This is a genomic window from Variovorax sp. Varisp36 (genome assembly GCF_047304235.1).
Classification (GTDB): domain Bacteria; phylum Pseudomonadota; class Gammaproteobacteria; order Burkholderiales; family Burkholderiaceae_C; genus Variovorax.
In genome coordinates, this window is sequence record NZ_JBGLYU010000009.1 from 118,760 (window position 1) to 140,827 (window position 22,068).

Consider the following 22,068-nt stretch of genomic DNA (forward strand, 5'->3'; position numbering starts at 1 on the left):
CGGCGATGTCCTGATCTGATCGATTCTGGTCCGCTCCCGAACGGACCCTGGGCTGGCAACGCACAAGAATAGGCGCATCATTCATTCCGCCCTTGCGAGCCACCGCCATGAAAACCTGTCTGATTGTGATTGACGCCCAGGCGTCGTTTCGCCAGCGCCCCTACTGGGACGAACGCCAGGCCGCTCCCTACCTCGCCGCGCAGAACACGCTCATCGCAGGCTGCGCCGCTGCCGGCACGCCGATCGTGCGGGTCTTCCACGTCGACGAACCGGCCGACGCGAGCAATCCCTTCGCGGTCGAATCGGGCCACATCCGGCCCATAGAAGGCCTGGCTGATTTCGAGGCCGCGGCCACCTTCACCAAGCACCGCCACAGCGCGCTGGTCAACAGCGGACTGGACATCTGGCTCACGCAGAACGGCATCGGCCGGCTCATCGTGAGCGGCATCCGCACCGAGCAATGCTGCGAAACCACCACACGCCATGCCTCGGACCTGGGCTGGGAAGTCGACTACGTGACCGACGCCACCCTGACCTTCGACATGACCCAGCCCGACGGCCGGCCGCTGGCCGCCGCCGACATCAAGGCGCGCACCGCCACCGTGCTGCACGGCCGGTTCGCGACGGTCTGCAGCGTGGCGCAGGCGCTGGAACGCGCCGGCGCGGAGGCAAGCGCATGAGCCTGCGCGTGCTGATCCTGGCCTACGACGGCGTCGAAGCACTCGACTTTGCCGGTCCCTTCGAGGTGTTCACCACCGCCAGCCGCGTCAGCCAACGGATGCAGCCCGGCACGGCCGCGCCGTTCGAGGTGGCCCCGGTCGCACAGGCATCGCCCGTGCAGGCGCGCGCGGGCCTTCGCCTGCTGGCCGACCAAACGCTCGAAGGCAGCCCGAAAGCCGACGTATTGATCGTTCCCGGCGGCGTGGTCGATGTGCCGATGGCCAGCCCCGACACCTTGCGCTGGATCGCGAAAAGCGCAGCCGACGCGCAGCTCGTGGCATCGGTCTGCACCGGCGCCTTCCTGCTCGCGAAGAGCGGCGTGGCCACGCACCAAGCGGTCACCACGCACTGGGAAGACATCGCCGACCTGCGCGCGCAGTTTCCGCGACTCGATGTGCGCGAAGGCGTGCGCTGGGTCGACAGCGGCCGCATCGTCAGCTCGGCCGGCATCAGCGCGGGCATAGACATGAGCCTGCACCTGGTCGAACGCCTGGCCGGACGCGAACTGGCCGAGCGCACCGCGCGCCAGATGGACTACGCATGGACCCACAACAGCAGCAACAGCCCATCCGCGTAGTCTTCGCGCTCCTGCCCGGCGGCCTGGTGCTCGACTGGGCCGGCCCGGCCGAGGCCCTGCGCATCGCCAACCAGCGGCTGCGCGCAACGGGCCAGCCTGAGCGCTTCACGCTCGAGTTCGCGAGCCCCCGGCCCGATTCCCTCAGCTCGGTCGGCGTTGCGCTCACCGGGCTGGCGTCGCTGCCCACGCGGTGGGACGGCCCGGCCTGGGTGGTGCTGGTCGGCCTGCCCGGGAACAGCATCGCCATCGACAATCCCGAGGCGCAAGACCTGTTGCACTGGCTGCGCGGCCTGCGCTTCGAGCGCAGCCGGCTGGAGCTGGTGACGATCTGCGCCGGCGCCGTGCTTGCGGCGCATGCCGGCGCGCTCGCGGGCCGACGCGCCACCACACACCACCATCACCTGGACGAACTGCGCACGGTGGAGCCACGCTGCGACGTGGTGGCCAACCGCGTCTTCGTGATCGACCCGCCGCTCTACAGCAGCGCGGGCGTCACGACCGGCATCGACCTCGTGCTGCACCGCATCGGCGAGATTTGCGGCGAAGCCCTCGCGGCCCAGGTGGCGCAGACCATGGTGGTGGCGCTGCGGCGCGGCCCGAACGATCCGGAGCTGTCGCCCTTTCTCGCCTACCGCAACCATCTGCATGCCGCGCTGCACCGGGTGCAGGACGCGGTCAGCGAACAGCCTCAGGCCGAGTGGAGCGTGCCGCGCATGGCGGAGGTGGCGCACACCTCGGCGCGGCATCTCACGCGCCTGTTCGTCGAGCATGCGGGCGTGGCGCCGCTGGCGTACCTGCGCCGGCTGCGGCTGGCGGCCGCGCAACTGGCGCTGGCCTCGGGTGCGAACGTCACGCGAGCGGCGGAACTGTCGGGCTTCGGCTCCGATACGCAGTTGCGTCGCGCGTGGCACCAGTTCGGCTTGCCGGGTTCGCCGTCCGAGGCGAATACGCCGCTGAAAACCTGACGGGTGTTCGGGCTGCGCCCCGGGGCGCTCAGTGCCAGACGCCCGCAGGCGCGGGGCCGGTCACACGCAGCAGCTTGTCGTCGCCGATCTCCAGCAGGCGGTTGGCCGCATAGCTGTTCTGCGAATCGGGCTCCAGCGCGGCGCTGACCAAGGGCGACAGCGGCTGCGCCAGCGACACATAGAAGCTGCCCGGCGGCATCACGGCACGCCCCATCCTTGGCCGCACGCGGAGGGCGCGGATCGCCTCGCCGTCCTCGATGGCGCCGCGCGCGTCCTGGCGCTGGCCGTCGCTCTGCGACAGGATCTCGTAGCGCTCGACCTGCCACGGCGCGGCGCTGTCGATGCGCTCGACGCGCACGCCCAGCATCTGCAGGCGCTGCACGGCCACCGTTTCACTGGCCGCCAGCAGATAGCCGCACGGGCGCGGGCGCGCATTGGCGACCTTCAGCGGCTCGGCCGCGCGCCACTCGACGTCGATCGCCTTTTCTTCCCCGCTCTTCTCGTCGAGAAAGTCCAGGCGCTGGCGCGCCGTCGTCTGCCAGGCCTCGACCACGAGGTCTCCGTGGCAGGCGTCGGCCTTGGCGCGCTGGCCGGCCTGCGCGGTGAGCTGCATCAGCGCCGGGCCCTGGCGCGCCGCCGTCTCGATGACGGTGGTGGCGGCCAGCACCTGCGTGTACACGCGACGGGCGAAATGCGCGCGGCCCAGCCCCACGCCCCGCACTTCCAGCAGCAGGCTCACGGCCTGATGCAGGCCGCTCACATTGCGGCCGGTGTCGGGCTGCACACCGCCCATCGAGACGGTGCGGTCGGCGCTCTTGCCGCCAGAAGTGGTGTGGTACTTGAAGCCCTGCAGCCCCGCCTGCGTGAACGCAGCCTGGACGGCGTCGATGTAGTCGCGCTGCGCGCTCGCGGCAATGGCGGCGTCGAGGTTGCCCACGGTGGCGGGCTGCAGCAGGCCGTCGTACTTCATGACCGCGCCGAACTTGTCGATCCAGCGGCCGCCGACGGTGAACTCGTGCAGGTCGAGCACCACCTGCGGCCGAAAGCGCAGGGTGGCGGCCGCGATCGAGCGGGCCTCGGGCGTACGCAGCAACAGGTGGTCGCGGTTCACGTCGATGCCGTTGGCGGTGACGCGGGTGAAGTGCTCCGCGCCGTCAGGGTTGCCGCGCGGCAGCAGCACGAGGTTCACCTTCTGCAGCAGCGCCGCGCCCGGCCCGCTGGCGAACTGCTGCGCCAGGGCCAGCACCGCTTCGCCGCCGGCTGGCTCGTTGCCGTGTTGCTGGCCGATCACCATGACGGTGGGCCGCGCAGGATCGACGCGGCCCTGATCGGCAAGCAGCACCAGCGGCATCTCGCGCCCCTGTTGCGACACGCCCAGGCGTTCGACGCGCACGTTCGGCGACTGGCGCGCCAGGTCATCGAGAAAGGCCAGCATCTCGGCGTGCGAAGCGAAATCGGTGCGGCCGGCGCGAAAGCCCGGCGTGGCGTAGCTCACGGGCGGATCGGGAAAGCGCGCCGCGATGGCCGGCGGTTCGACCCACACCTTGGCAGGATCGAACTGGGCACAGGCCGATGCGGCCGACAGCAAGGTCAGGCCAAGGATGCACAGGAAACGGAAGGCAGGGGTGCGGCGCATGGCGCGCATTTTCCTCTCGCCCAGGCTGCCGCAGCTTCGGCAGGCGCTCAGTTCAGGGTGCACGCCCGCGCACGTGCCAGCAGGAGCGCCCGTTCGCGCGTGTTGCGGGTGAGCGAAGCCGCGCGATCGAATTCCTTGCGCGCCTCGTCGCGGCGGCCGAGCTTGAAGAGCAGGTCGCCGCGCACGGTCGGCAGCAGGTGGTAGCCCTGCAGTGCCGGCTCGCCCGTGAGCGCGTCCACAACCTCCAGCCCCGCGGCCGGCCCGAACGCCATCGACAGCGCCACCGCACGGTTGAGTTCGACGATGGGCGACGGCGTGAGCTCGGCCAGCGCGTCGTAGAGCGCGGCGATGCGGCCCCAGTCGGTCTCGTCGGCGGTGCGCGCGCGGCCGTGGCAGGCGGCGATGGCCGCCTGCAGCGCATAGGGGCCGAGCGCGCCGCCGAGCGACTCGGCGCGCGTGAGCGCCGCGAGGCCGCGGCGGATCAGCATCTGGTCCCAGCGCGCCCGGCTCTGTTCGAGCAGCAGCACCGGTTCGCCCGAGGCACCCACACGCGCGGCGGTGCGGGAGGCCTGGATTTCCATCAGCGCCACGAGGCCGTGCACTTCGGATTCGCCGGGCACCAGCTCGGCCACGATGCGGCCCAGGCGCATGGCTTCGTCGCACAGCGCCGGACGCATCCAGTCGTCGCCGGCGGTGGCCGAATAGCCTTCGTTGAAGATCAGATAGAGCACTTCGAGCACCGAGGCGAGCCGTGCCTCGAGCTCGTGCCGGCGCGGCACCTCGAAAGGCACGCGCGCCTCGGCCAGCGTGCGCTTGGCGCGCACGATGCGCTGCGCCACGGTGGCTTCGGGCACGAGGAAGGCGCGAGCGATCTCGCCGGTGGTGAGGCCGCCCATCAGCCGCAGCGTGAGCGCCACGCGCGCCTCGGTCGACAGCACCGGGTGACAGGCGGTGAACACCAGGCGCAGCAGGTCGTCGCCGATGTCGTCGTCGAGCGCGGCATCGACCGCCTCGGCGAAATCGTGCTGCGCCATGTCGTGCCGGGCGTCGAGTTCGCGGCCGATCTCGCCGGCCTTGCGTTCGGCCAGTTGCAGGTGGCGCAGGCGGTCGAGGGCGCGGCGCTTGGCCACTGCCGTGAGCCAGGCCGCCGGGTTGTCGGGCACGCCCGATTCGCTCCATTGCTCGAGGGCGGAGACCAGCGCGTCCTGGGCCAGCTCTTCGGCCAGCCCCACGTCGCGCACCATGCGCGCGACAGTGGCGATGATCTTCGCGGACTCGATGCGCCATACCGCCTCGATGGTGCGGCGGATGGCGGCGGTGTCCGCGCGGCCCTCGCCGTGGCTCATGCGCCGGTCTTCTTCACCGTCTGCATCGACGTGAATTCGGTGGCCACGGCCTGCACGTCGGCCGGGAAGTCGCCGATCTCCTGGATCTGGCGCACCTCGATGACCTCGTTGTCGCCGCCCGGGCAGCGGCTGGCCCATTCGATGGCGGCGGCGCGCGAGGGCACGTCGATGATCCAGAAGCCGCCGAGCACTTCCTTCGCCTCGGCAAAGGGGCCATCGACCACGGTGGGCTTGCGGTCCTTGAAGCTCACGCGCGCGCCCATCGAGGGGGGATGCAGGCCGTCGCAGCTGATCAGCACGCCGGCTTTCTGCAGCGACTCGTTGTAGGCCATCATGGCCGACACCGCCTCGACGTCGTCGGGCATGGTGCCGGGCGCGGCGGTTTCGTAGCCGTGGGGAATCATCAGCAGCATGAATCGCATGGTGCGTCTCCTTGGGTAGGTCCGGTTGCGTTGTGCTGGCGGCCGCTTCAGCCGCCGGCCTTGGCGCGGGCCTCGGTCTCGGCCCGCAGGCGGTCTTCCTGGGCGAGCAGCTCGGGCGTCATCGAGTCGCCGAAGTCGGCCGCCTCGAACACCTGGCGGATCTCGATCTCGCCTTCCTGGAACGGGCTGCGCTTGATCCATTCGATGGCTTCTTCCTTGGACTTGCACTGGAACAACCAGAAGCCGGCCAGCAGCTCCTTGGTCTCGGCGAAGGGGCCGTCGATGACGGTGCGCTTGGCCGGACCCTCGCAGCGCACGCGCACCCCCTTGGAGCTGGGGTGCAGGCCTTCGCCAGCCAGCAGCACGCCGGCCTTGACCAGTTCCTCGTTGAACTTGCCCATGGCGGTGAGGATTTCGGTGCTGGGCATCACGCCGGCTTCGGAATCGGCGTTGGCCTTGACCAGAATCATGAATCGCATGTCGTTTCTCCTGAAGGTTGATGAGCTTGGGAGCGGCTCGATGGAATTTGCCTGCTCCTGTTCACACGTCGGACGAGCGGAAGACGGATCGACACGCTCGCGTCGATCTATTTGTAATTTTGTGCTTCAGAAACTCGAGGCTTCAGGGCAGGTAGCCGCAGAAGCGCAACACATGCCCGTCGGGCTCGCGGATCGCGAATTCGCGCAGGCCCCAAGGCTGGGAGACCGGCGGCTCGATGATCGTCACGCCGCGCTTCACGTAAGCGGCATGCAGCCCGTCGATGTCCTTGCCCACGTGGATCACGATTTCGCCGCGCCAAGGTTTGGCCTCGCGCGCGTTGCACTGCCACAGCCGCAGGTAGACCGGGTCGCCGTAGCTGCGGTCGCCCTTCTTCACGCGGGCGTAGCTGGGCGGCTCTCCCGCGATGAAATCGAGCTCGAAGCCCAGCACGTCGCGAAACCAGCGCGCGGCGCGCGAGACATCCGACACCGGCAGCACCGGCTGAACGCCATGGAATTCATGCAGGGTGCCCAGATCGGGCGCCGGGCTCACACCGGCCTTCGCGTCCATTTCAATTGGCCGTGCGGCGAAGGGTTGCGACGCGCTCGGCAATCGCGTCGATGTCGAGGGCGTCCTCGGCCTTCGCCAGGTAGGTTTCCAGGTCGCGCACGGCCTGCGTCGTGTTGCCCTGTTCGGCGTGCGCGACGCCGCGGTCGCGGTACTCGCCCCAGGCGCTGGGCAGCAGCGCGATCAGGCGGTCCTGCACGGCGATGACGCGCTGCCAGTCTTCCTGCGCGTGATGCACTTCCTTCAGGTTGCGCAGCATGCGGGCGATGATTTCGCGCGGACTGGCAGGCTGCAGGTACAGGCCCAGCGGCACGTCGAAATCGCCGACGAGGCCGTTGCTGCGCTTGTAGGGCTCGAGCCGCTCGCCCAGTTCCTCGCGCGACAGCGACTTGCCGGTGAAGGGATCGATCACCACCTGCCCCTTGGGCAGCGTCACCTTGAGCATGAAATGCCCCGGAAAGCCGATGCCGCGCGCCTGCAGGCCCAGGCCCTGCGCCAGCTCCATCCACAGCACGGCCAGCGAGATTGGAATGCCGCGGCGGGTGCGCAGCACGGCATTCAGGTAGCTGTTGTCGGGGTCGTAGTAGTCGTTGACGTTGCCGCCGAAGCTCAGGTCGTTGAAGAAGAACTGGTTCAGGGCGCGCAGGCGGGCCAGTGGCGCGGCGTCGGCCGGCAGGCGGCGCTTGAGGCGGGCGAGGAGTTGGTCGACATCGCCCAGCACCTGCTGCACATCGAGTTCGGGGTATTCGTCCTGCGCCAGGCTGGCGGCCGCTTCGAGCAGCGGAAAGTGATCGTCGCTGCAGACCAGCGATTCGAAATACTCCAGTGCGGTGGGAACCTGAAAGCTGAACGTCATGTGTCTTTGTAGAGGAGCCCGCCAGGTGCGTCAAGGCGGGACACGTGCGGATTGCGGCGCCTGCGCGCGAGGGTTCAGCGGCGAACGAAGCTGCGCAGCCGCACACCCACCGCCGCCAGCACGGCGAAATAGAGCAGCGCGGCGCCGGCGATCAGCGCGGCGAGCAGGCCGATGCGCAGCAGGCGCTGGTCGCGCAGAGCGATCCAGTCGAAATGCGCCGAGCCCCAGACCAACAGGCCCGCCAGCACCAGCGTGCCGGCCAGCACCTGCAGCGCGAACCTGCCCCAGCCCGGCTCGGGCCTGTAGCTGCCGCGGCGCACCAGGCCGACCAGCAGCCACGTCGAATTGACCAGCGCGCCGATGGCGATGGTCAGGGTCAGCGCCGCGTGCTGCAGCACCGGCACCAGGAAGATGTTGAGGATCTGCGTCAGCACCAGCACGCCCACGGCAATGAGCATCGGCGTGCGCGTGTCGTGCTTGGCGTAGTAGCCGGGTGCCAGCACCTTCACGGCCACGATGCCGACCAGCCCGACGCCGTAGCCCATCAGCGCCAGGGTGGTGCGGCCCACGTCCTCTCCCGAGTAGGCGCCGTTGTGGAAGAGCACCGCCACCAGCGGTTTTGCGAACAGCAGCAAGGCGACGGCGCACGGCGCCGACAGCAGCACCACGAGGCGCAGGCCCCAGTCGAGCAGCGAGGAATAGCGCGCGTCGTCCTTGGCGGCGCGGGCGCCGGCCAGCTGCGGCATCAGCACCACGCCGAGGGCGACGCCGAGCATCGCGGTGGGAAACTCCATCAGCCGGTCGGCGTTGGTGATCCAGGTGACGCTGCCCACCGCCAGGTGGGAGGCGATCTGCGTGTTGATGAGCAGCGATATCTGCGCCACGCTCACACCCAGCAGCGCGGGCAGCATCAGCCTGAGCACCTTGCGCGTGTTCGGGTCGGTCCAGGCGGTGCGCAGCGCCCGAAGGCTGGTTCCCACGCGCGGCATCAGCCCCAGCTTGCGCAGTGCCGGCATCTGCAGCGCAAGCTGCAGCACGCCGCCCACCATCACGCCCACGCACTGTGCATAGATCGGCTCGATGCCCCAGTGCCGGAAAAGCGGCGCCCCGACCAGAATCGACAGGATCAGCGCCACGTTGAGCAGCACCGGCGAGGCCGCCGGCACCGCGAACTTGCGCCAGGTGTTGAGAATGCCGCCCGCCAGCGCCACCAGCGACATGAAGCCGATATACGGGAACATCCAACGCGTCATGACGATGGCGGCGTCGAAGCCGGGCAGCCCGCTGGCCATGGCCCAGACCAGCAGGGGCGCGCCGGCCACGCCTGCCACGCAGACGATCAGCAGCGTCCAGGTCAACAGCGTGGCAACGTGGTCGATGAGCTGCCTGGCGCCCTCCTCCCCGGCTTCGGCCTTGCGCGCGGCCAGCACCGGCACGAAGGCCTGGCTGAAGGCGCCTTCGCCGAAGACCCGCCGGAACAGGTTGGGGATGCGGAATGCGACGTTGAACGCGTCGGTCAGCGCGCTGACGCCGAAAACCGAGGCAAACAGCACGTCGCGCACGAGGCCCGTGATCCGCGAGGCGAGGGTCAGCAGGGAGACGGTGGAGGCGGATTTGAGCAGGGACACGGGGGCCGAGTGTAGGGCCCGCCAAACCCCTGAAACGGGCCGATTCGGCGGAAAAGGCAACCCGGCCTATAATCGAGGGCTTTGCTGCATCATCCTCAGACACCTAAGGAACATTAAATATGGCATCCGCCAAGCCCAAGAAGAAGAACCCGCGCCTCGCCTCCGGCCGTAAGCGCGTCCGCCAGGACACCAAGCTCAACGCCGCGAACACCTCGCTGCGCTCCAAATACCGTACCGCTGTCAAGAACGTCGAAAAGGCTGTTCTGGCTGGCGACAAGACCAAGGCAAGCGAACTGTTCGCGAAGGCCCAGAGCATCGTCGACACCGTCGCCGACAAGGGCATCTTCCACAAGAACAAGGCCGCCCGCGACAAGAGCCGCCTGTCGGCCAAGGTCAAGGCCCTCGCCCTGGCGCCTGAAAAGGCCGCCGCCTGACACCTGTCAGGCAAGCCCGGATCGGAATCCTCCGGTCCGCCGTTTGATCGGGGTGCGCTGCAGCAAAGTGTAAAAAACCGCCTTCGGGCGGTTTTTTCATGCCCGGCTGGTTCATGAAACCAGGGGACGGACAAGAAAAAAGGCCGGTCAGGCCTTTGGGGGTGGGGTGTCGGGAACCAGACAGGCTTCGGCGACCTGCAGATCGTTGTCCTTGGCGAAATTCACACAGAAGTCCCAAGCCATGGGCTCGGCGTCGCGCAGCGCTCGGTTCACGACCACGCACTTCACGCCATTGATGGTCGTCGGCACGCACCAGGGCGAATAGCTCAGGTAGCTGCCCGGAAAGGCGCCGCCGGGGCGAAAAGAGCTCATGACGCCGGCCAGGCGCTCGGCCCAATCGCTCGGGCGAAAGGTCCGGCCATCCTTGGTAATTCCCTGGATGAAGATTTCTTTGGCAGTGGAGGAAATCATCGTTGAATGAGGCGACCGGAGCAGGTGCTGCGGTGCAGCAAGCGATTCTATCCGCGGCACTTTTTGCATCCTGAACACGGGGCATTGCTGTAATGCGCAATCCTCAACGAAGCCGTCAAACCGCACGCCTAGAATCCGCGTTCCCTATCTGGAGAACCCGAATGAGCGCTACCGCCCAGCCCACCTCGCCCCACGTCATGAACACCTACGGTCGCCTGCCGATCGCGCTGTCGCACGGCCAGGGCTGCCGAGTCTGGGACACCACGGGCAAGGCCTACATCGACGGCCTCGGCGGCATCGCAGTGAACACCCTGGGCCACAACCACCCCGAGCTGGTGCCCGCCCTGCAGGACCAGCTGACCAAGCTGATCCACAGTTCCAACTACTACCACGTGACCGGCCAGGAGCAGCTCGCCACCAAGCTGACCGAAATCTCGGGCCTCACCAACGCGTTCTTCTGCTGCACGGGCCTCGAAGCCAACGAAGCCGCATTGAAGCTGGCCCGCAAGTTCGGCCATGACAAGGGCATCGAGCGCCCCGAGATCGTCGTCTACGAAGCCGCCTTCCACGGCCGCAGCATCGCCACCCTCTCGGCCACCGGCAATCCCAAGGTGCAGGCCGGCTTCGGCCCGCTGGTCGAGGGCTTCATCCGCGTGCCGCTGAACGACATCGAGGCACTGAAGAAGGCCACCGAAGGCAACCCCAATGTTGTGGCCGTGTTCTTCGAAACCATCCAGGGCGAAGGCGGCATCAACCCGATGCGCTGGGAATACCTGAAGCAGGTGCGCGCCCTGTGCGACGAGCGCGACTGGCTCATGATGATCGACGAGGTGCAGTGCGGCATGGGCCGTACCGGCAAATGGTTCGCCCACCAGTGGGCGGGCATCAAGCCCGACGTCATGCCGCTGGCCAAGGGCCTGGGCTCGGGCGTGCCGATCGGCGCCGTGGTGGCCGGCCCCAAGGCCGCCAACATCTTCGGGCCCGGCAACCACGGCACCACATTCGGGGGCAACCCGCTCGCGATGCGCGCCGGCATCGAAACCATCCGCATCATGGAAGAGCACCAGCTGCTCGAGAACGCTGCCACCGTGGGCGCCCACCTGAAGGCCGCGCTGGAGCGCGAAATCGGCGGCCTGCCGGGCGTGAAGGAAATCCGCGGACAGGGCCTGATGCTCGGCATCGAGCTCGACCGCCCCTGCGGCGTGATCCTGAACCGCGCCTGCGACGCGGGCCTCCTGCTGAGCGTGACGGCCGACAAGGTGATCCGCCTCGTGCCGCCGCTCATCCTGACCACGGCCGAAGCCGACGAGATCGTCGCCATCCTCGCGCCGATCGTGAAAACCTTCCTGTCGGAGCCTGCAGCGCAATGACGACCGCCGCCACGCCCAACGCCATCCGCCACTACCTGCAGTTCTCGGACTTCACGGCCGACGAATATGCCTACCTCTTCGATCGCATGGCGATCATCAAGAAGAAGTTCAAGACCTACGAGAAGCACCAGCCGCTGGTCGACCGCACGCTGGCCATGATCTTCGAGAAGGCCAGCACGCGCACCCGCGTGAGCTTCGAGGCCGGCATGTACCAGCTCGGCGGCAGCGTGGTGCACCTGACCACCGGCGACAGCCAGCTGGGCCGCGCCGAGCCCATCGAGGACAGCGCCAAGGTCATCAGCCGCATGGTCGACCTCGTGATGATCCGCACGTACGAGCAGACCAAGATCGACGCCTTCGCCGCGCACTCGCGCGTTCCGGTCATCAACGGCCTGACCAACGAATTCCACCCCTGCCAGATCCTCGCGGACATCTTCACCTACATCGAGCACCGCGGTTCGCGCGACGCGGGAGGCGATGCACTTTCGTGCCTCAAGGGCAAGACCGTGGCCTGGGTCGGCGACGGCAACAACATGGCCAACACCTGGCTGCAGGCGGCCGAGATCCTGGACTTCACGGTGCACGTGAGCACGCCCAGCGGCTACGAGGTCGACCAGTCGATCGCGGGCATTCGCTCGGGCGACAGCTACAAGGTCTTCCAGGACCCGATGGAGGCCTGCCGCGGCGCCGACCTCGTCACCACCGACGTCTGGACCAGCATGGGCTACGAGGCCGAGAACGAGGCGCGCCGCAAGGCCTTTGCCGACTGGTGCGTCGACGAGGACATGATGCGCATCGCGCAGCCCGACGCCCTCTTCATGCACTGCCTGCCCGCGCACCGCGGCGAGGAAGTGCAGGCCGAAGTGATCGACGGGCCGCAGTCGGTGGTGTGGGACGAGGCCGAGAACCGGCTGCATGCGCAGAAGGCGCTGATGGAGTTCCTGCTCCTCGGCAAGTTATAGGCACTCCCCCAGGCTCCGCGCACTTCGTGTCGCTTCGCCATCCCCCTCGCCGGGGGCAACACCTGCGGCCCCGCAAAGCCGGTTCCGCGGTGTTCCTGAGACAGATCGTCAACTGGGCCTTGCCATGAATGACTGCCAGCAATGCGGCGCCTGCTGCGCCAGCTACCGCGTCGACTTCAGCGTCCATGAGCTCGACGGCAACGGCGGCAAGGTGCCTTCCGGCCTCGCCGTCGAGGTGAACGACGCCATCTGCCGCATGCGCGGCACCGACCACACGCCCATGCGCTGCGCAGCGCTCACCGGCAAGATCGGCCAGGCCGTGGGTTGCGGCATCTACGAATGGCGCCCCAATCCGTGCCACGAGCTGCAGGCCGGCAGCGACGCCTGCGAGCGGGCACGCGCCCGGCACGGACTGCCCGCGCTGTCGCCGCTTCATTGACGGCTTCAACTCGTCACATAAGGTGTTGGAAATAACCGACACCACGACCGCTCGCCGGGCGCTAACTTCGCGCCATGCGTTCAAAGCAACCCCGCCCCCGAATCTGGGACATTTCGCCGCCCGTGCATGAAGGCACGCCGGTGTTTCCCGGCGATACGCCCTACCAGCAGCGCTGGGCAGCGACCATCTCGCCGGACTGCCCGGTGAACGTCAGCGAGATCAAGCTCTCGCCCCACGTCGGCGCGCACGCCGATGCGCCGCTGCACTACGACCCCGCAGGCCAGACCATCGGCAACGTCGACCTCACGCCCTTCCTCGGCCCCTGCCGCGTGATCCATGCGATCGACAAGGGCCCGCTGATCGAATGGGAGCACATCTCCCACGCCGTCGACAGCAACCTGCCGCAGCGCGTGCTGGTGCGCACCTACACCGCCATGCCGGTGGACCGATGGGACCCTCGGCTTGCCGCCTACGCCCCCGCCACCGTCGAGCGCCTCGCGGCCATGGGCGTGAAGCTCATCGGCATCGACACCGCCAGCATCGACCCGGCCGACAGCAAGACGCTGGAAAGCCACCAACGCATCCGCCGCCTCGACCTGCGCGTGCTCGAGAACCTCGTGCTCGACGACGTTCCCGAGGGCGACTACGAACTCATCGCGCTGCCGCTCAAGCTGGTCAGCGCCGATGCATCTCCCGTTCGCGCGGTCCTGCGCGAACTCCCCCGCTGAAACCTCCAACATGACGACCCTTGCAGACTGCCGCGCGCTAGACGCGCAAGACCCGCTGCGCGCCTTGCGCGACCAATTCACCATTCCCGAGGACGTGCTCTACCTCGACGGCAACTCGCTTGGCGTGATGCCCAAGGCCGCTCCTGCACGCATCGCCGAAGTCGTGACCAAGGAATGGGGCGAAGGCCTGATCCGCTCGTGGAACACCGCAAGCTGGTTCGACCTGCCGCAGCGCCTGGGTGACAAGGTAGCCCGACTGATCGGCGCCGCGCCCGGCGAAGTGGTGTGCACCGACAGCACCTCGGTCAATCTCTACAAGGTGCTGTTCGCTGCGCTGTCGCAGCACAAGGACAGTGGCCGAAAGCTGGTGGTGAGCGAACGCAGCAACTTTCCGACCGACCTCTACATCGCCGAGTCGCTGTGCCGCGAACGCGGCTTCACGCTCAAGCTGATCGATGCGAGCGAACTGCCGGACGTTCTGACCGACGAAGTGGCCGTGCTGATGCTGACGCACGTGAACTACCGCACCGGCGCCATGCACGATATGAAAGCCGTCACCGCCGCCGCGCACGCCGCGGGCGCGCTCACGGTGTGGGACCTCGCTCACAGCGCGGGCGCGGTGCCGGTCGCGCTCAACGAGAGCAACGCCGACTACGCGATCGGCTGCGGCTACAAGTACCTCAACGGCGGCCCCGGCGCACCGGCCTTCGCATGGGTGCACACGAAGCATGCGGGCCAGTTCGAGCAGCCGCTGTCGGGCTGGTGGGGCCACGCGGCGCCCTTCGAGTTCACGCCGCACTATCGCCCGGCCCCAGGCGTCGGGCGGTACCTCTGCGGCACGCAGCCGATCATCGCGCTCGCGGGCCTGGAATGCGGTCTCGACACCGTGCTCGCGGCCGAAGCCTTCAACGGCGATCACGGCGCGATGGCAGCGCTGCGCACGAAGTCGCTCGCGCTGACCGATCTCTTCATCAAGCTGGTGGAAGAACGCTGCGCCGGCCAGGGCCTCTCGCTCATCACCCCACGCGATCACGCCCAACGCGGCTCGCAGGTCTGCCTGAGCCGTGAAGAAGGCGCCTACGCCATCGTGCAGGCGCTGATCGCGCGCGGCGTCATCGGCGACTACCGCGCCGGCGACTCGCAGATGCCCGACATCCTGCGTTTCGGCTTCACGCCGCTGTACATCGGCTTCGAGGACGTGTGGAATTCGGTCGAACACCTCGTGCAGGTGCTCGAGACGGGCGAGTGGAAGCGCGAAGAGTTCAACCGCAAGAACGCCGTCACCTGAGCGGCGCCGCATCATGAAACACGCATTGCTCGCTCTTTCCGCCACGCTGCTGATGGCGGCAGCCCCCGCCCTTGCACAGCAGCCGAACTTCACGCTGCCGCAACTGAAGGCCTTCGTCGTCCTGTCGCCCGACGCCTTCCGCCAGGAGATCAAGCGCCAGGGCTTCTCGTATGCCGACAAGACCGTGACCGACGAGGTCAGCATGATCGAGTACGAGAAGTTCGTCGACGGCCAGACCACGCATCTCATGAAGTCCACCTATGTGGAAAGCCGCGGCAGCGAGAACAGCATCCAGCTCTCGCTGACCGACAAGGCTGCCTTCGATCGCCTCGTGAAGGAAGTGCGCGACGCCGGCTACGCCCCGGCCGAGAAAGGCCGCATCCCGGGCGGCGAAACCTACCAGCAGTTCAAGCGCAAGGACGAAGCCGTGCGCTTCGTCTACCCCAGGAAAGAGTCCGGCATGGGCCTCCCCTCCTACACCGCCGTGGTCTGGCGATGACCAACCAGCAAACATCATGAGCACCGAAAAAATCGTACACGAAGAAAAGGCGCAACTGGACTTCAGCAAGTCCATGAGCTACGGCGACTACCTGCACCTCGACGAGATCCTCAACGCCCAGCACCCGCTATCGCCCGCGCACGACGAGATGCTGTTCATCGTGCAGCACCAGACCAGCGAACTCTGGATGAAGCTCATGCTGCACGAGTTGCGCGCGGCCATCGGCTGCATCGCCGACGAGAAGCTGGCCGACGCCTTCAAGATGCTCGCGCGCGTGAGCCGCATCATGGAACAGCTGGTGAGCGCATGGACCGTGCTCTCGACCATGACGCCGCCCGAGTACACGGCGATGCGCCCCTACCTCGCCAACTCCAGCGGCTTCCAGAGCGCGCAGTACCGCTGCATCGAGTTCGCGCTCGGCAACAAGAACGCCGCCATGCTCAAGCCGCACGCGCACCGTGCCGACCTGCTCGCGCAGGTCGAGGCGGCCTATCGCGCCCCCTCCCTGTACGACGAGTCGCTTCGCCTGCTGGCGCGCCGCGGCCTTCCTGTGCCCGCCGACCGGCTGGAACGCGACTGGACCCAGCCCTACGAGGCGAGCGACGGCGTCGAAGCCGCGTGGCTCACGGTCTACCGGAACCCGCATGATCACTGGGACCTGTACCAGCTCGGCGAAAAGCTCACCGACCTCGAAGATGCATTCCGCCTCTGGCGCTTCCGCCACGTGACGACGGTGGAGCGTGTGATCGGCTTCAAGCGCGGCACCGGCGGCACGGGCGGCGTGAGCTACCTGCGCAAGATGCTCGACGTGGTGCTGTTTCCCGAGATCTGGAAGCTGCGCACCGATCTGTAGGCGCACAAGCCACGCAAACGCCCTAATAAAGCTGGGGTGGTCCGGATTGCTCCGCTGGCGCAAAGCGCTACATTTTTGGAAACAACGGAGGCCCCCGCCATGAACGACATCCGGTTCACACCCGACGAGCTTTCCACCTTGCGCGAACATGGCGTCGTGCTGTTCGCCGACCGCGTGATCTTCGACGCACAGCCGCCGATGCCGCGGCAGCAGATCGATGCCGTGCAAGCCCAGTGCGCGGGCCCGGTCCCCGAAGCGCTGCTCGCGCTGTGGCTGCAGACCGCGGGCGGGCGGCTCGACTACGACCTGTCGCTCGAGATGAACGGCAATCTCGAAGCCATCAGCTGGAACGAGCTGTTCTGGAACGGCAGCGACGGCTACCACGACCTGCAGGGCTGGATCGCGCACGAACTCGAACTGGCCGAGGAAGCCGCGCAGGAAGGCGGCACGGCGTGGAGCGGCAAGCTCACGCACCTGCCTTTCGGCGGCTTCGAATACACCGACCGCATCTACGCGGTGGTGGAGCCCGGCGCCGGGCACGGGCAGGTCATCGCCTGGAAGAAGGGCCTGCCGCCGGCATGGACGCATGCGCTGCACGAAGACAGCGTGAACACCATCGCGCCCGACCTCATGGGTGCCTTCGCGGCTCTGCACCTGGAAGAAGACCCGCTGGCCCCCACGGGCGACTACTTCTCGGGGCAGACGCTGCTCGAATACCTCGACGACCGCCACGAGGAGCACGGACTCGACCTTGACCTGATGGACAAGCTGGTGGCCTTCTATTCCCGTGCCGTGGCCGACTGGCGCTCGCCACTGGCCGCGGGCACGCTGCGCCACCAGCCCTCGCTTGCACGCGTAGCGCTGCGCCATGCCATCGCGACCGACGATGCCGAGCTGGTCGCCGAGCTCGCCGCCGCGGGCGTGGGCTTCGACGGCCCGCTGCAAGGTAGCGCGCTCGCGACCGACGTCGCTGTGGGGCACGGCGCTTTCGCCGCGGCCGCGGCACTGGTGCGTGCGGGTGCGCCGGTGGCGGCCGATGCACTGCGCAACATCGATGGACAGATCGCGCCCGAACTCACGAGCGCGCTGCTGGCCAACGGCGCGGAGCCCAACGTGGCTGCGATCGTCAAGTGCGCGGCCTGCGGTGCGCCCGCGAGCGCGCACCTGATCGCGGATGCCTGTGCGCGGGCGGGCATCGACGTGCAGCCGGCCTTCACCGCGGACCGCGATGCGATGCTGCTCGAACTGAAGACCACGCTCGCCGACAAGCACGGCCACTACCTGGGGCAGGAAGGGCTTGCAGAGCGCATCGAGCACCTGCAGACTTTTCAGCTGTGAAACGAGCTCTCCTTGCGTGATGCGTGGCCTGTGCACGCACCCCAGGGGACACAAGCATCAACCGCCGTACAGCCACGGCTGGTCGAGCAGCTTTGCTCCCAACAAGCGCATCGCCATGTCGCGCCCCAACCGCATTGCGCCCGTGGCGTGGAAGATCTCGCCGTTGCGGCGCGCACGCGCCTGCACCTGCGCATTGCGTGCCCAGCGCGCCTCGGCATAGCGCGCGAACGCGGCGGGCACGTCGGCGGCGCTGCCGTCGCCCAGCGCATCGGCCAGCGCCACCGCGTCTTCGATGGCCATGCCCGCGCCCTGCGCGAGGTACGGCACCATCGGATGCGCCGCATCGCCTACCAGCGCGATGCGCTCGTGCGCCATGTCGGCTGCGCCGTTCAGGGGTGCACGGTCACCGAGCGACCACGCGCGCCAGCCGGGCATGGCGTCGAGCAGCGCCTGCAGGCCTGCGCAGCTGCGGCCCATGGCCTGCTTCAGCGCGGCGATGCTGCCGGCCTGGTCCCAGTCGCGCGCATCGCCTGCGGGGGCGGACTCGGCGATGACAACCACGTTGAGCCAATCGCCGCCGCGCACCGGGTACGCCACCGCATGCAGGCGCGGGCCGAGCCAGACGTCGACCTGTCCGCGGCGCAATGCGGCGGGCAGCCTCGCCTGCTCGGCCATGGCGCGCCAGGCCGTGTGGCCGGTGACGCGCGGCGGTTGCGCGGCAGACGCGGAATCGAGCTCCTGCCGCACCATGCTCCATAGGCCATCGGCTCCGACGACGGCTTCGCCTTCCCAGGCACGCGCATCGGTGCTCGACAGGCACACGAGGTCGTCGCTGGTTTCCACCTGCGTGATGTGCGCCGCGGTGACGAGCGTGCCGGTGCCGCGTGCGCGTACGGCATCGAGCAGCAGGCCGTGCAGATCGGCGCGGTGCACGCAGAAATAGGGAGCGCCGTAGCGCTGCTGCATGGCGTCTCCGAGCGGCATGCGAGCCAGCTCCGAACCGCTTCCGGCGCTGTGCACCGCGAGCGCATCGGGCCGCGCCGAAATGGCCGCGAGCCCGGAGCCCAGGTCGAGTTGCTGAAGGCGCCGCGTGGCGTTGGGGCCGAGTTGCACGCCGGCGCCGATTTCGCCGAAGGCCGCGGCCTGTTCGAAGACGTCGGCCCGGTGCCGTTGGCGGGACAGCGCCAGCGCAACGGCCAGCCCTCCGATGCCGCCCCCGGCGACGAGGATGTGCGCGGGCATCGGCTCAGCGGCTGTGCGTGGACGACGGCGCGATGGTGCCCTGGTCGGCTTCGGGTTGCTTAAGGGTAGTCTTGGGAGCGCAGCTTCCACAGCTGTCGCAAGAGCCGCAGCCCGAGGTCTTTGCCAGCGAGGCGGCCAGCTCCTTCGCGCGGGCTTCGTCGACCCAGCCCGCGCGGTGCGTACCGGCCGCGAGCTTCTGCGCCGCGCCGCGGCGCCAGCCCGCGGGCATCCAGCGCCAGACCGCATAGAGCGCGGCTGCCGCGACGATCAATCCGACGATCAGTTGTTGCGTCATATCTCAAATACTCCAATCCCGAAGCCTATACCGCGGGGAATACCGCGGAACCGGCTTCGCCGGGCCGCCGGTATTGCCCCCTGCAGGAGGGTGGGCAGCCACACGAAGTGGGCAAGCCTGGGGGTTTGCTTTTTTACCCCGCTCCGAGTGCCAGTGCAACGCGGTAGGTGATGAAGCACGCCATGTAGGCCAGCGCAAAAAGATAGCCGGCCATGATCCAGACGTACTTCCACGAGCCTGTCTCGCGCTTCACGGCCGCGAGCGTCGAGATGCACTGCGGCGCGAACACGTACCAGACCAGCAGCGACAGCGCGGTAGCCAGCGACCAGCTGCCCGCGATCAGCGGCTCCAGCTGCCCCGCCACGTCGTCGCCCGTGGCCGACAGCGCATACACCGTGCCGAGCGCTCCCACGGCCACCTCGCGCGCCGCCATGCCCGGCACCAGCGCAATCGATATCTGCCAGTTGAAGCCGATGGGCGCGAAGATGTGCTCCAGCCCGCGGCCGATCATGCCGGCCAGGCTGTACTGGATGGCCGGCCCGGTCGCGCCTTCCGGCGGCGAGGGGAAGGTCGACAGGAACCACAGCAGGATGGTCAGCGTGAGGATGATCGTGCCCACGCGCTGGATGAAGATCCAAGCCCGTTCGTACAGGCCCAGCGCCAGGTTGCGCGGGTTCGGCCAGCGGTAGGCGGGCAGCTCCATCAGCAGCGGCGAATGCGAGGTACTGTCGCGAAAGCGCTTCATCACCCAGGCCACGGCCATCGCCGAGACGATGCCGAACACGTACAGCGCGAACAGCACCACGCCCTGCAGGTTGAACACGCCGCCCACCGTGCGCGCCGGAATGAAGGCCGCAATCAGCAGCGCATACACCGGCAGCCGCGCCGAGCAGGTCATGAGCGGCGCGATCATGATGGTCGTGATGCGGTCGCGCCAGTTGCTGATGGTGCGCGTGGCCATCACGCCGGGAATGGCACAGGCGAAGCTCGACAGCAGCGGAATGAACGAGCGGCCCGAGAGGCCCACGGTGCCCATCACGCGATCGAGCAGGAAGGCCGCACGCGGCAGGTAGCCCGAGTCTTCCAGAGCGAGGATGAAGAGGAAAAGAATCAGGATCTGCGGCAGGAAGACGATCACGCCGCCCACGCCGGCGATGACCCCGTCGACCAGCAGGCTCTGCAGCATGCCCTCCGGCATGTGCGCCTTGAGCAGGCTGCCCAGCCCCTCGGTGCCGGCCTTGATGGCGTCCATCGGCACATTGGCCCAGCTGAACACGGCCTGGAACATCAGGAACATGGTGACGGCGAGCACCAGCATGCCCCACAGCGGATGCATCACCACGCGGTCGATGCGGTCGCTGGTGGCGAGGCTGCCCGCCGGCTCCTTCACCGCCAGGCCGAGGATGCGGCGCACCTCGCGCTGCGTGGCCAGCACGTCGTCGAGCCCCGGTGCCCGCCAGGGCTGGGGCGCAGCGGCGGCCACGGGCGTGTCGAGCGCTTCGAGCAGGCCCTGCGCGCCACCGCTGTGCACGCCGACCGTCTCGATGACCGGCACGCCCAGTTCGCGCGAGAGCACCGCCGTGTCGACCGCGATGCCCTGCTTCCTGGCCATGTCGGTCATGTTGAGCGCCACCACCATCGGCAGGCCCAGCCGCCTGGCCTCGAGCACCAGCCGCAGGTTCAGGCGCAGGTTGGTGGCGTCGGTGACGCACACCAGCAGGTCGGGCAAGGCTTCCTTGCTCCGGCCGGTGACGACGTCGCGGGTGACGGCCTCGTCGGCGCTCAGCGCGTTCAGGCTGTAGGCACCCGGCAGGTCGAGCACGAACACGCGGCGGCCCGATGGCGTGCGCAGCGTGCCTTCCTTGCGCTCGACCGTCACGCCGGCGTAGTTGGCCACCTTCTGGCGGCTGCCGGTGAGCAGGTTGAACAGCGCGGTCTTGCCGCAGTTGGGGTTGCCCAGCAAGGCGATACGGCCGGGCTGAGCGGTAGGCGCGAGGCGCCCGGGACCCTGGATGACGGCTTCAACCATGGTTGGCGGCTCCCGGCGTGACGTGGATCAGCGCGGCCTCGTGGCGGCGCAGTGCGAAGGTGGTGTGGCCGAGGCGGACCGCCAGCGGTTCGCGGCCCGGGATGCCGCTGGCGACGATGCGCACGGCCTCGCCGGGCACGAAGCCGATTTCCGTCAGGCGCAGGACCAGTTCGCGGCCGTCCGCATCCTCGGGGCGCGCCACGTCGAGCACGGTCGCCCACTGGTTGTTCGGAAGCTGGTCGAGGCGCAGGGCGACGGCGGTGGTCGGTGCTGCGCCGAAATCGATGGTTCGCACGGTGAGATGACGCCCGGAATATCGGGCGCGCCGGTAAGCAAAAGCTAGATGCTAGCAATTCTCACTCACAAAAACCTGACCAACCCCCTCAAAAGCATGGAAGCCCGGCAAATCGGGGGGTTTTCGCTCGGTTCGGCCGCCCGTACCGGGCTCAAACGGCCAGTTCGACGACGCGTGCGGTGACGACATCGCCGTCGATCAGCAGTTCGGCCACGGCGATGGGCAGCTTGAACCGGCGCGGGCCCGCGCTGCCCGGATTGACGTACAGCACGCCGCCGCGCTCCGCGATCTTCGGCTGATGCGAATGGCCCGAGACGACCACGCGCACGCCGGCCGCGGACGGGTCGATCCCGAGTTGCGCGAGGTCGTGGATGGCATGGAGGCGCACATCGCCGAATTCCAGCAGTTCGGTTTCAGCGATCGTCTCGGCCCAGGGCTCGCGGTCGTTGTTGCCGCGCACGGCCGTCAGCGGCGCGATGGCTGCGAGCGCCTCGAGGATGCCGGCGCTGCCGATGTCGCCGCCATGCACGATGAAGTCGCTGCCTTTCAGGAAAGCGACGGCCTCGGGCCGCAGGAGCCCGTGGGTGTCGGAAATGAGGCCGATGCGGAGCATGGAAGAAGAAAGGCC

The 22,068-nt window shown here is 68.2% G+C and carries 25 protein-coding genes; 12 read left to right on the plus strand and 13 right to left on the minus strand.

Going from position 1 to position 22,068, the window contains the following annotated elements:
- The first annotated feature begins 107 nt into the window (after window positions 1-107).
- The 3 genes from ACCD11_RS08370 to ACCD11_RS08380 are packed head-to-tail and all read left to right on the plus strand — an operon-like array spanning window position 108 to window position 2,262.
- Window positions 108-680, plus strand: a complete 573-nt coding sequence (locus ACCD11_RS08370; protein ID WP_413313485.1) for a cysteine hydrolase family protein — start codon at window positions 108-110, stop codon at window positions 678-680.
- Window positions 677-1,297: a DJ-1/PfpI family protein gene (locus ACCD11_RS08375; protein WP_413313487.1), complete on the plus strand. Its 621-nt coding sequence runs from the start codon at window positions 677-679 to the stop codon at window positions 1,295-1,297. The genes ACCD11_RS08370 and ACCD11_RS08375 overlap by 4 nt, the downstream gene beginning before the upstream one ends.
- The gene (locus ACCD11_RS08380) at window positions 1,261-2,262 is read left to right on the plus strand and encodes a GlxA family transcriptional regulator (protein ID WP_413313489.1); all 1,002 of its coding nucleotides are present in this window, start codon (window positions 1,261-1,263) and stop codon (window positions 2,260-2,262) included. The genes ACCD11_RS08375 and ACCD11_RS08380 overlap by 37 nt, the downstream gene beginning before the upstream one ends.
- A 28-nt stretch (window positions 2,263-2,290) precedes the next feature.
- On the opposite strand, the gene ACCD11_RS08385 is transcribed toward ACCD11_RS08380, so the two are convergent.
- The 7 genes from ACCD11_RS08385 to murJ all read right to left on the minus strand — a co-directional run bounded on the left by ACCD11_RS08385 (window position 2,291) and on the right by murJ (window position 9,197).
- Window positions 2,291-3,898, minus strand: a complete 1,608-nt coding sequence (locus ACCD11_RS08385; protein ID WP_413313491.1) for a M14 family metallocarboxypeptidase — start codon at window positions 3,896-3,898, stop codon at window positions 2,291-2,293.
- Between the two features lie 47 nt (window positions 3,899-3,945).
- On the minus strand, window positions 3,946-5,244 hold the full coding sequence (locus ACCD11_RS08390; protein ID WP_413313493.1) for an RNA polymerase sigma factor: 1,299 nt from the start codon (window positions 5,242-5,244) through the stop codon (window positions 3,946-3,948).
- Complete coding sequence (locus tag ACCD11_RS08395; RefSeq protein ID WP_007831336.1) at window positions 5,241-5,666, minus strand: YciI family protein; 426 nt, start codon at window positions 5,664-5,666, stop codon at window positions 5,241-5,243. Before ACCD11_RS08395 ends, ACCD11_RS08390 begins: the two co-directional genes overlap by 4 nt.
- A 47-nt stretch (window positions 5,667-5,713) precedes the next feature.
- Window positions 5,714-6,145, minus strand: coding sequence for a YciI family protein (locus tag ACCD11_RS08400; RefSeq protein ID WP_413313495.1), 432 nt, complete (start codon window positions 6,143-6,145; stop codon window positions 5,714-5,716).
- Window positions 6,146-6,287: 142 nt separating this feature from the next.
- Window positions 6,288-6,716 carry a bleomycin resistance protein gene (locus ACCD11_RS08405; protein WP_007831340.1) on the minus strand — a complete coding sequence of 143 codons (429 nt, stop codon included), beginning with the start codon at window positions 6,714-6,716 and terminating at the stop codon, window positions 6,288-6,290.
- Between the two features lies 1 nt (window position 6,717).
- Window positions 6,718-7,569 (minus strand): SirB1 family protein, encoded by an 852-nt coding sequence (locus ACCD11_RS08410; protein ID WP_007831342.1) that lies wholly within the window; start codon window positions 7,567-7,569, stop codon window positions 6,718-6,720.
- A gap of 74 nt (window positions 7,570-7,643) precedes the next feature.
- Window positions 7,644-9,197, minus strand: coding sequence for a murein biosynthesis integral membrane protein MurJ (gene murJ, locus ACCD11_RS08415; protein WP_413313497.1), 1,554 nt, complete (start codon window positions 9,195-9,197; stop codon window positions 7,644-7,646).
- A gap of 119 nt (window positions 9,198-9,316) precedes the next feature.
- Between murJ and rpsT the strand changes: the two genes are divergently transcribed.
- Window positions 9,317-9,631 carry a 30S ribosomal protein S20 gene (rpsT, locus tag ACCD11_RS08420; protein WP_007831346.1) on the plus strand — a complete coding sequence of 105 codons (315 nt, stop codon included), beginning with the start codon at window positions 9,317-9,319 and terminating at the stop codon, window positions 9,629-9,631.
- Between the two features lie 147 nt (window positions 9,632-9,778).
- Here rpsT and ACCD11_RS08425 read toward each other — a convergent pair whose 3' ends face one another.
- Window positions 9,779-10,102, minus strand: coding sequence for a DUF3579 domain-containing protein (locus ACCD11_RS08425; protein WP_007831348.1), 324 nt, complete (start codon window positions 10,100-10,102; stop codon window positions 9,779-9,781).
- A 161-nt stretch (window positions 10,103-10,263) separates the two neighbouring features.
- Here ACCD11_RS08425 and ACCD11_RS08430 point away from each other — a divergent pair, with 161 nt between their 5' ends.
- The 8 genes from ACCD11_RS08430 to ACCD11_RS08465 all read left to right on the plus strand — a co-directional run bounded on the left by ACCD11_RS08430 (window position 10,264) and on the right by ACCD11_RS08465 (window position 17,579).
- Entirely contained in the window at window positions 10,264-11,472 is a 1,209-nt protein-coding gene (locus ACCD11_RS08430) for an aspartate aminotransferase family protein (protein WP_007831350.1), read from the plus strand.
- Window positions 11,469-12,434 carry an ornithine carbamoyltransferase gene (argF, locus tag ACCD11_RS08435; protein WP_413313500.1) on the plus strand — a complete coding sequence of 322 codons (966 nt, stop codon included), beginning with the start codon at window positions 11,469-11,471 and terminating at the stop codon, window positions 12,432-12,434. The genes ACCD11_RS08430 and argF overlap by 4 nt, the downstream gene beginning before the upstream one ends.
- 124 nt (window positions 12,435-12,558) lie before the next feature.
- Window positions 12,559-12,873, plus strand: coding sequence for a YkgJ family cysteine cluster protein (locus ACCD11_RS08440; protein WP_413313502.1), 315 nt, complete (start codon window positions 12,559-12,561; stop codon window positions 12,871-12,873).
- Window positions 12,874-12,947: 74 nt separating this feature from the next.
- Complete coding sequence (gene kynB, locus ACCD11_RS08445) at window positions 12,948-13,601, plus strand: arylformamidase (RefSeq protein ID WP_413313503.1); 654 nt, start codon at window positions 12,948-12,950, stop codon at window positions 13,599-13,601.
- A 10-nt stretch (window positions 13,602-13,611) separates the two neighbouring features.
- A complete protein-coding gene (gene kynU / locus ACCD11_RS08450; RefSeq protein ID WP_413313505.1) occupies window positions 13,612-14,889 on the plus strand; it encodes a kynureninase in 1,278 nt (425 codons plus the stop codon).
- 13 nt (window positions 14,890-14,902) lie between these two features.
- Window positions 14,903-15,388: a hypothetical protein gene (locus ACCD11_RS08455; RefSeq protein WP_413313507.1), complete on the plus strand. Its 486-nt coding sequence runs from the start codon at window positions 14,903-14,905 to the stop codon at window positions 15,386-15,388.
- A gap of 16 nt (window positions 15,389-15,404) precedes the next feature.
- Complete coding sequence (kynA, locus tag ACCD11_RS08460; RefSeq protein WP_007831360.1) at window positions 15,405-16,241, plus strand: tryptophan 2,3-dioxygenase; 837 nt, start codon at window positions 15,405-15,407, stop codon at window positions 16,239-16,241.
- Between the two features lie 99 nt (window positions 16,242-16,340).
- Window positions 16,341-17,579, plus strand: coding sequence for an SMI1/KNR4 family protein (locus ACCD11_RS08465; RefSeq protein WP_413313508.1), 1,239 nt, complete (start codon window positions 16,341-16,343; stop codon window positions 17,577-17,579).
- Window positions 17,580-17,636: 57 nt separating this feature from the next.
- On the opposite strand, the gene ACCD11_RS08470 is transcribed toward ACCD11_RS08465, so the two are convergent.
- From ACCD11_RS08470 to ACCD11_RS08490, 5 genes are all read right to left on the minus strand, one after another.
- Window positions 17,637-18,821, minus strand: a complete 1,185-nt coding sequence (locus ACCD11_RS08470; protein ID WP_413313510.1) for an FAD-dependent monooxygenase — start codon at window positions 18,819-18,821, stop codon at window positions 17,637-17,639.
- 4 nt (window positions 18,822-18,825) lie between these two features.
- Window positions 18,826-19,116 (minus strand): DUF6587 family protein, encoded by a 291-nt coding sequence (locus ACCD11_RS08475; RefSeq protein WP_413313512.1) that lies wholly within the window; start codon window positions 19,114-19,116, stop codon window positions 18,826-18,828.
- Window positions 19,117-19,249: 133 nt separating this feature from the next.
- The gene (gene feoB / locus ACCD11_RS08480) at window positions 19,250-21,145 is read right to left on the minus strand and encodes a ferrous iron transporter B (protein ID WP_413313514.1); all 1,896 of its coding nucleotides are present in this window, start codon (window positions 21,143-21,145) and stop codon (window positions 19,250-19,252) included.
- The gene (locus ACCD11_RS08485) at window positions 21,138-21,440 is read right to left on the minus strand and encodes a FeoA family protein (RefSeq protein ID WP_007831365.1); all 303 of its coding nucleotides are present in this window, start codon (window positions 21,438-21,440) and stop codon (window positions 21,138-21,140) included. Before ACCD11_RS08485 ends, feoB begins: the two co-directional genes overlap by 8 nt.
- Before the next feature lie 151 nt (window positions 21,441-21,591).
- Complete coding sequence (locus ACCD11_RS08490) at window positions 21,592-22,053, minus strand: metallophosphoesterase family protein (protein ID WP_413313517.1); 462 nt, start codon at window positions 22,051-22,053, stop codon at window positions 21,592-21,594.
- Window positions 22,054-22,068: the final 15 nt, after the last annotated feature.

What these genes read in the sequence shown, in the direction of transcription:
- ACCD11_RS08370 (WP_413313485.1), top strand. Translation starts at nt 108, where the DNA reads ATGAAAACCTGTCTGATTGTGATTGACGCCCAGGCGTCGTTTCGCCAG.
- ACCD11_RS08390 (WP_413313493.1), bottom strand. Translation starts at nt 5,244, where the DNA reads ATGAGCCACGGCGAGGGCCGCGCGGACACCGCCGCCATCCGCCGCACC.
- ACCD11_RS08400 (WP_413313495.1), bottom strand. Translation starts at nt 6,145, where the DNA reads ATGCGATTCATGATTCTGGTCAAGGCCAACGCCGATTCCGAAGCCGGC.
- ACCD11_RS08430 (WP_007831350.1), top strand. Translation starts at nt 10,264, where the DNA reads ATGAGCGCTACCGCCCAGCCCACCTCGCCCCACGTCATGAACACCTAC.
- kynB (WP_413313503.1), top strand. Translation starts at nt 12,948, where the DNA reads ATGCGTTCAAAGCAACCCCGCCCCCGAATCTGGGACATTTCGCCGCCC.
- ACCD11_RS08455 (WP_413313507.1), top strand. Translation starts at nt 14,903, where the DNA reads ATGAAACACGCATTGCTCGCTCTTTCCGCCACGCTGCTGATGGCGGCA.
- ACCD11_RS08375 (WP_413313487.1), top strand. Translation starts at nt 677, where the DNA reads ATGAGCCTGCGCGTGCTGATCCTGGCCTACGACGGCGTCGAAGCACTC.
- ACCD11_RS08405 (WP_007831340.1), bottom strand. Translation starts at nt 6,716, where the DNA reads ATGGACGCGAAGGCCGGTGTGAGCCCGGCGCCCGATCTGGGCACCCTG.
- ACCD11_RS08490 (WP_413313517.1), bottom strand. Translation starts at nt 22,053, where the DNA reads ATGCTCCGCATCGGCCTCATTTCCGACACCCACGGGCTCCTGCGGCCC.
- rpsT (WP_007831346.1), top strand. Translation starts at nt 9,317, where the DNA reads ATGGCATCCGCCAAGCCCAAGAAGAAGAACCCGCGCCTCGCCTCCGGC.
- ACCD11_RS08475 (WP_413313512.1), bottom strand. Translation starts at nt 19,116, where the DNA reads ATGACGCAACAACTGATCGTCGGATTGATCGTCGCGGCAGCCGCGCTC.
- ACCD11_RS08410 (WP_007831342.1), bottom strand. Translation starts at nt 7,569, where the DNA reads ATGACGTTCAGCTTTCAGGTTCCCACCGCACTGGAGTATTTCGAATCG.
- ACCD11_RS08380 (WP_413313489.1), top strand. Translation starts at nt 1,261, where the DNA reads ATGGACCCACAACAGCAGCAACAGCCCATCCGCGTAGTCTTCGCGCTC.
- feoB (WP_413313514.1), bottom strand. Translation starts at nt 21,145, where the DNA reads ATGGTTGAAGCCGTCATCCAGGGTCCCGGGCGCCTCGCGCCTACCGCT.
- kynA (WP_007831360.1), top strand. Translation starts at nt 15,405, where the DNA reads ATGAGCACCGAAAAAATCGTACACGAAGAAAAGGCGCAACTGGACTTC.
- ACCD11_RS08395 (WP_007831336.1), bottom strand. Translation starts at nt 5,666, where the DNA reads ATGCGATTCATGCTGCTGATGATTCCCCACGGCTACGAAACCGCCGCG.
- ACCD11_RS08465 (WP_413313508.1), top strand. Translation starts at nt 16,341, where the DNA reads ATGAACGACATCCGGTTCACACCCGACGAGCTTTCCACCTTGCGCGAA.
- kynU (WP_413313505.1), top strand. Translation starts at nt 13,612, where the DNA reads ATGACGACCCTTGCAGACTGCCGCGCGCTAGACGCGCAAGACCCGCTG.
- ACCD11_RS08440 (WP_413313502.1), top strand. Translation starts at nt 12,559, where the DNA reads ATGAATGACTGCCAGCAATGCGGCGCCTGCTGCGCCAGCTACCGCGTC.
- ACCD11_RS08385 (WP_413313491.1), bottom strand. Translation starts at nt 3,898, where the DNA reads ATGCGCCGCACCCCTGCCTTCCGTTTCCTGTGCATCCTTGGCCTGACC.
- ACCD11_RS08425 (WP_007831348.1), bottom strand. Translation starts at nt 10,102, where the DNA reads ATGATTTCCTCCACTGCCAAAGAAATCTTCATCCAGGGAATTACCAAG.
- ACCD11_RS08470 (WP_413313510.1), bottom strand. Translation starts at nt 18,821, where the DNA reads ATGCCCGCGCACATCCTCGTCGCCGGGGGCGGCATCGGAGGGCTGGCC.
- argF (WP_413313500.1), top strand. Translation starts at nt 11,469, where the DNA reads ATGACGACCGCCGCCACGCCCAACGCCATCCGCCACTACCTGCAGTTC.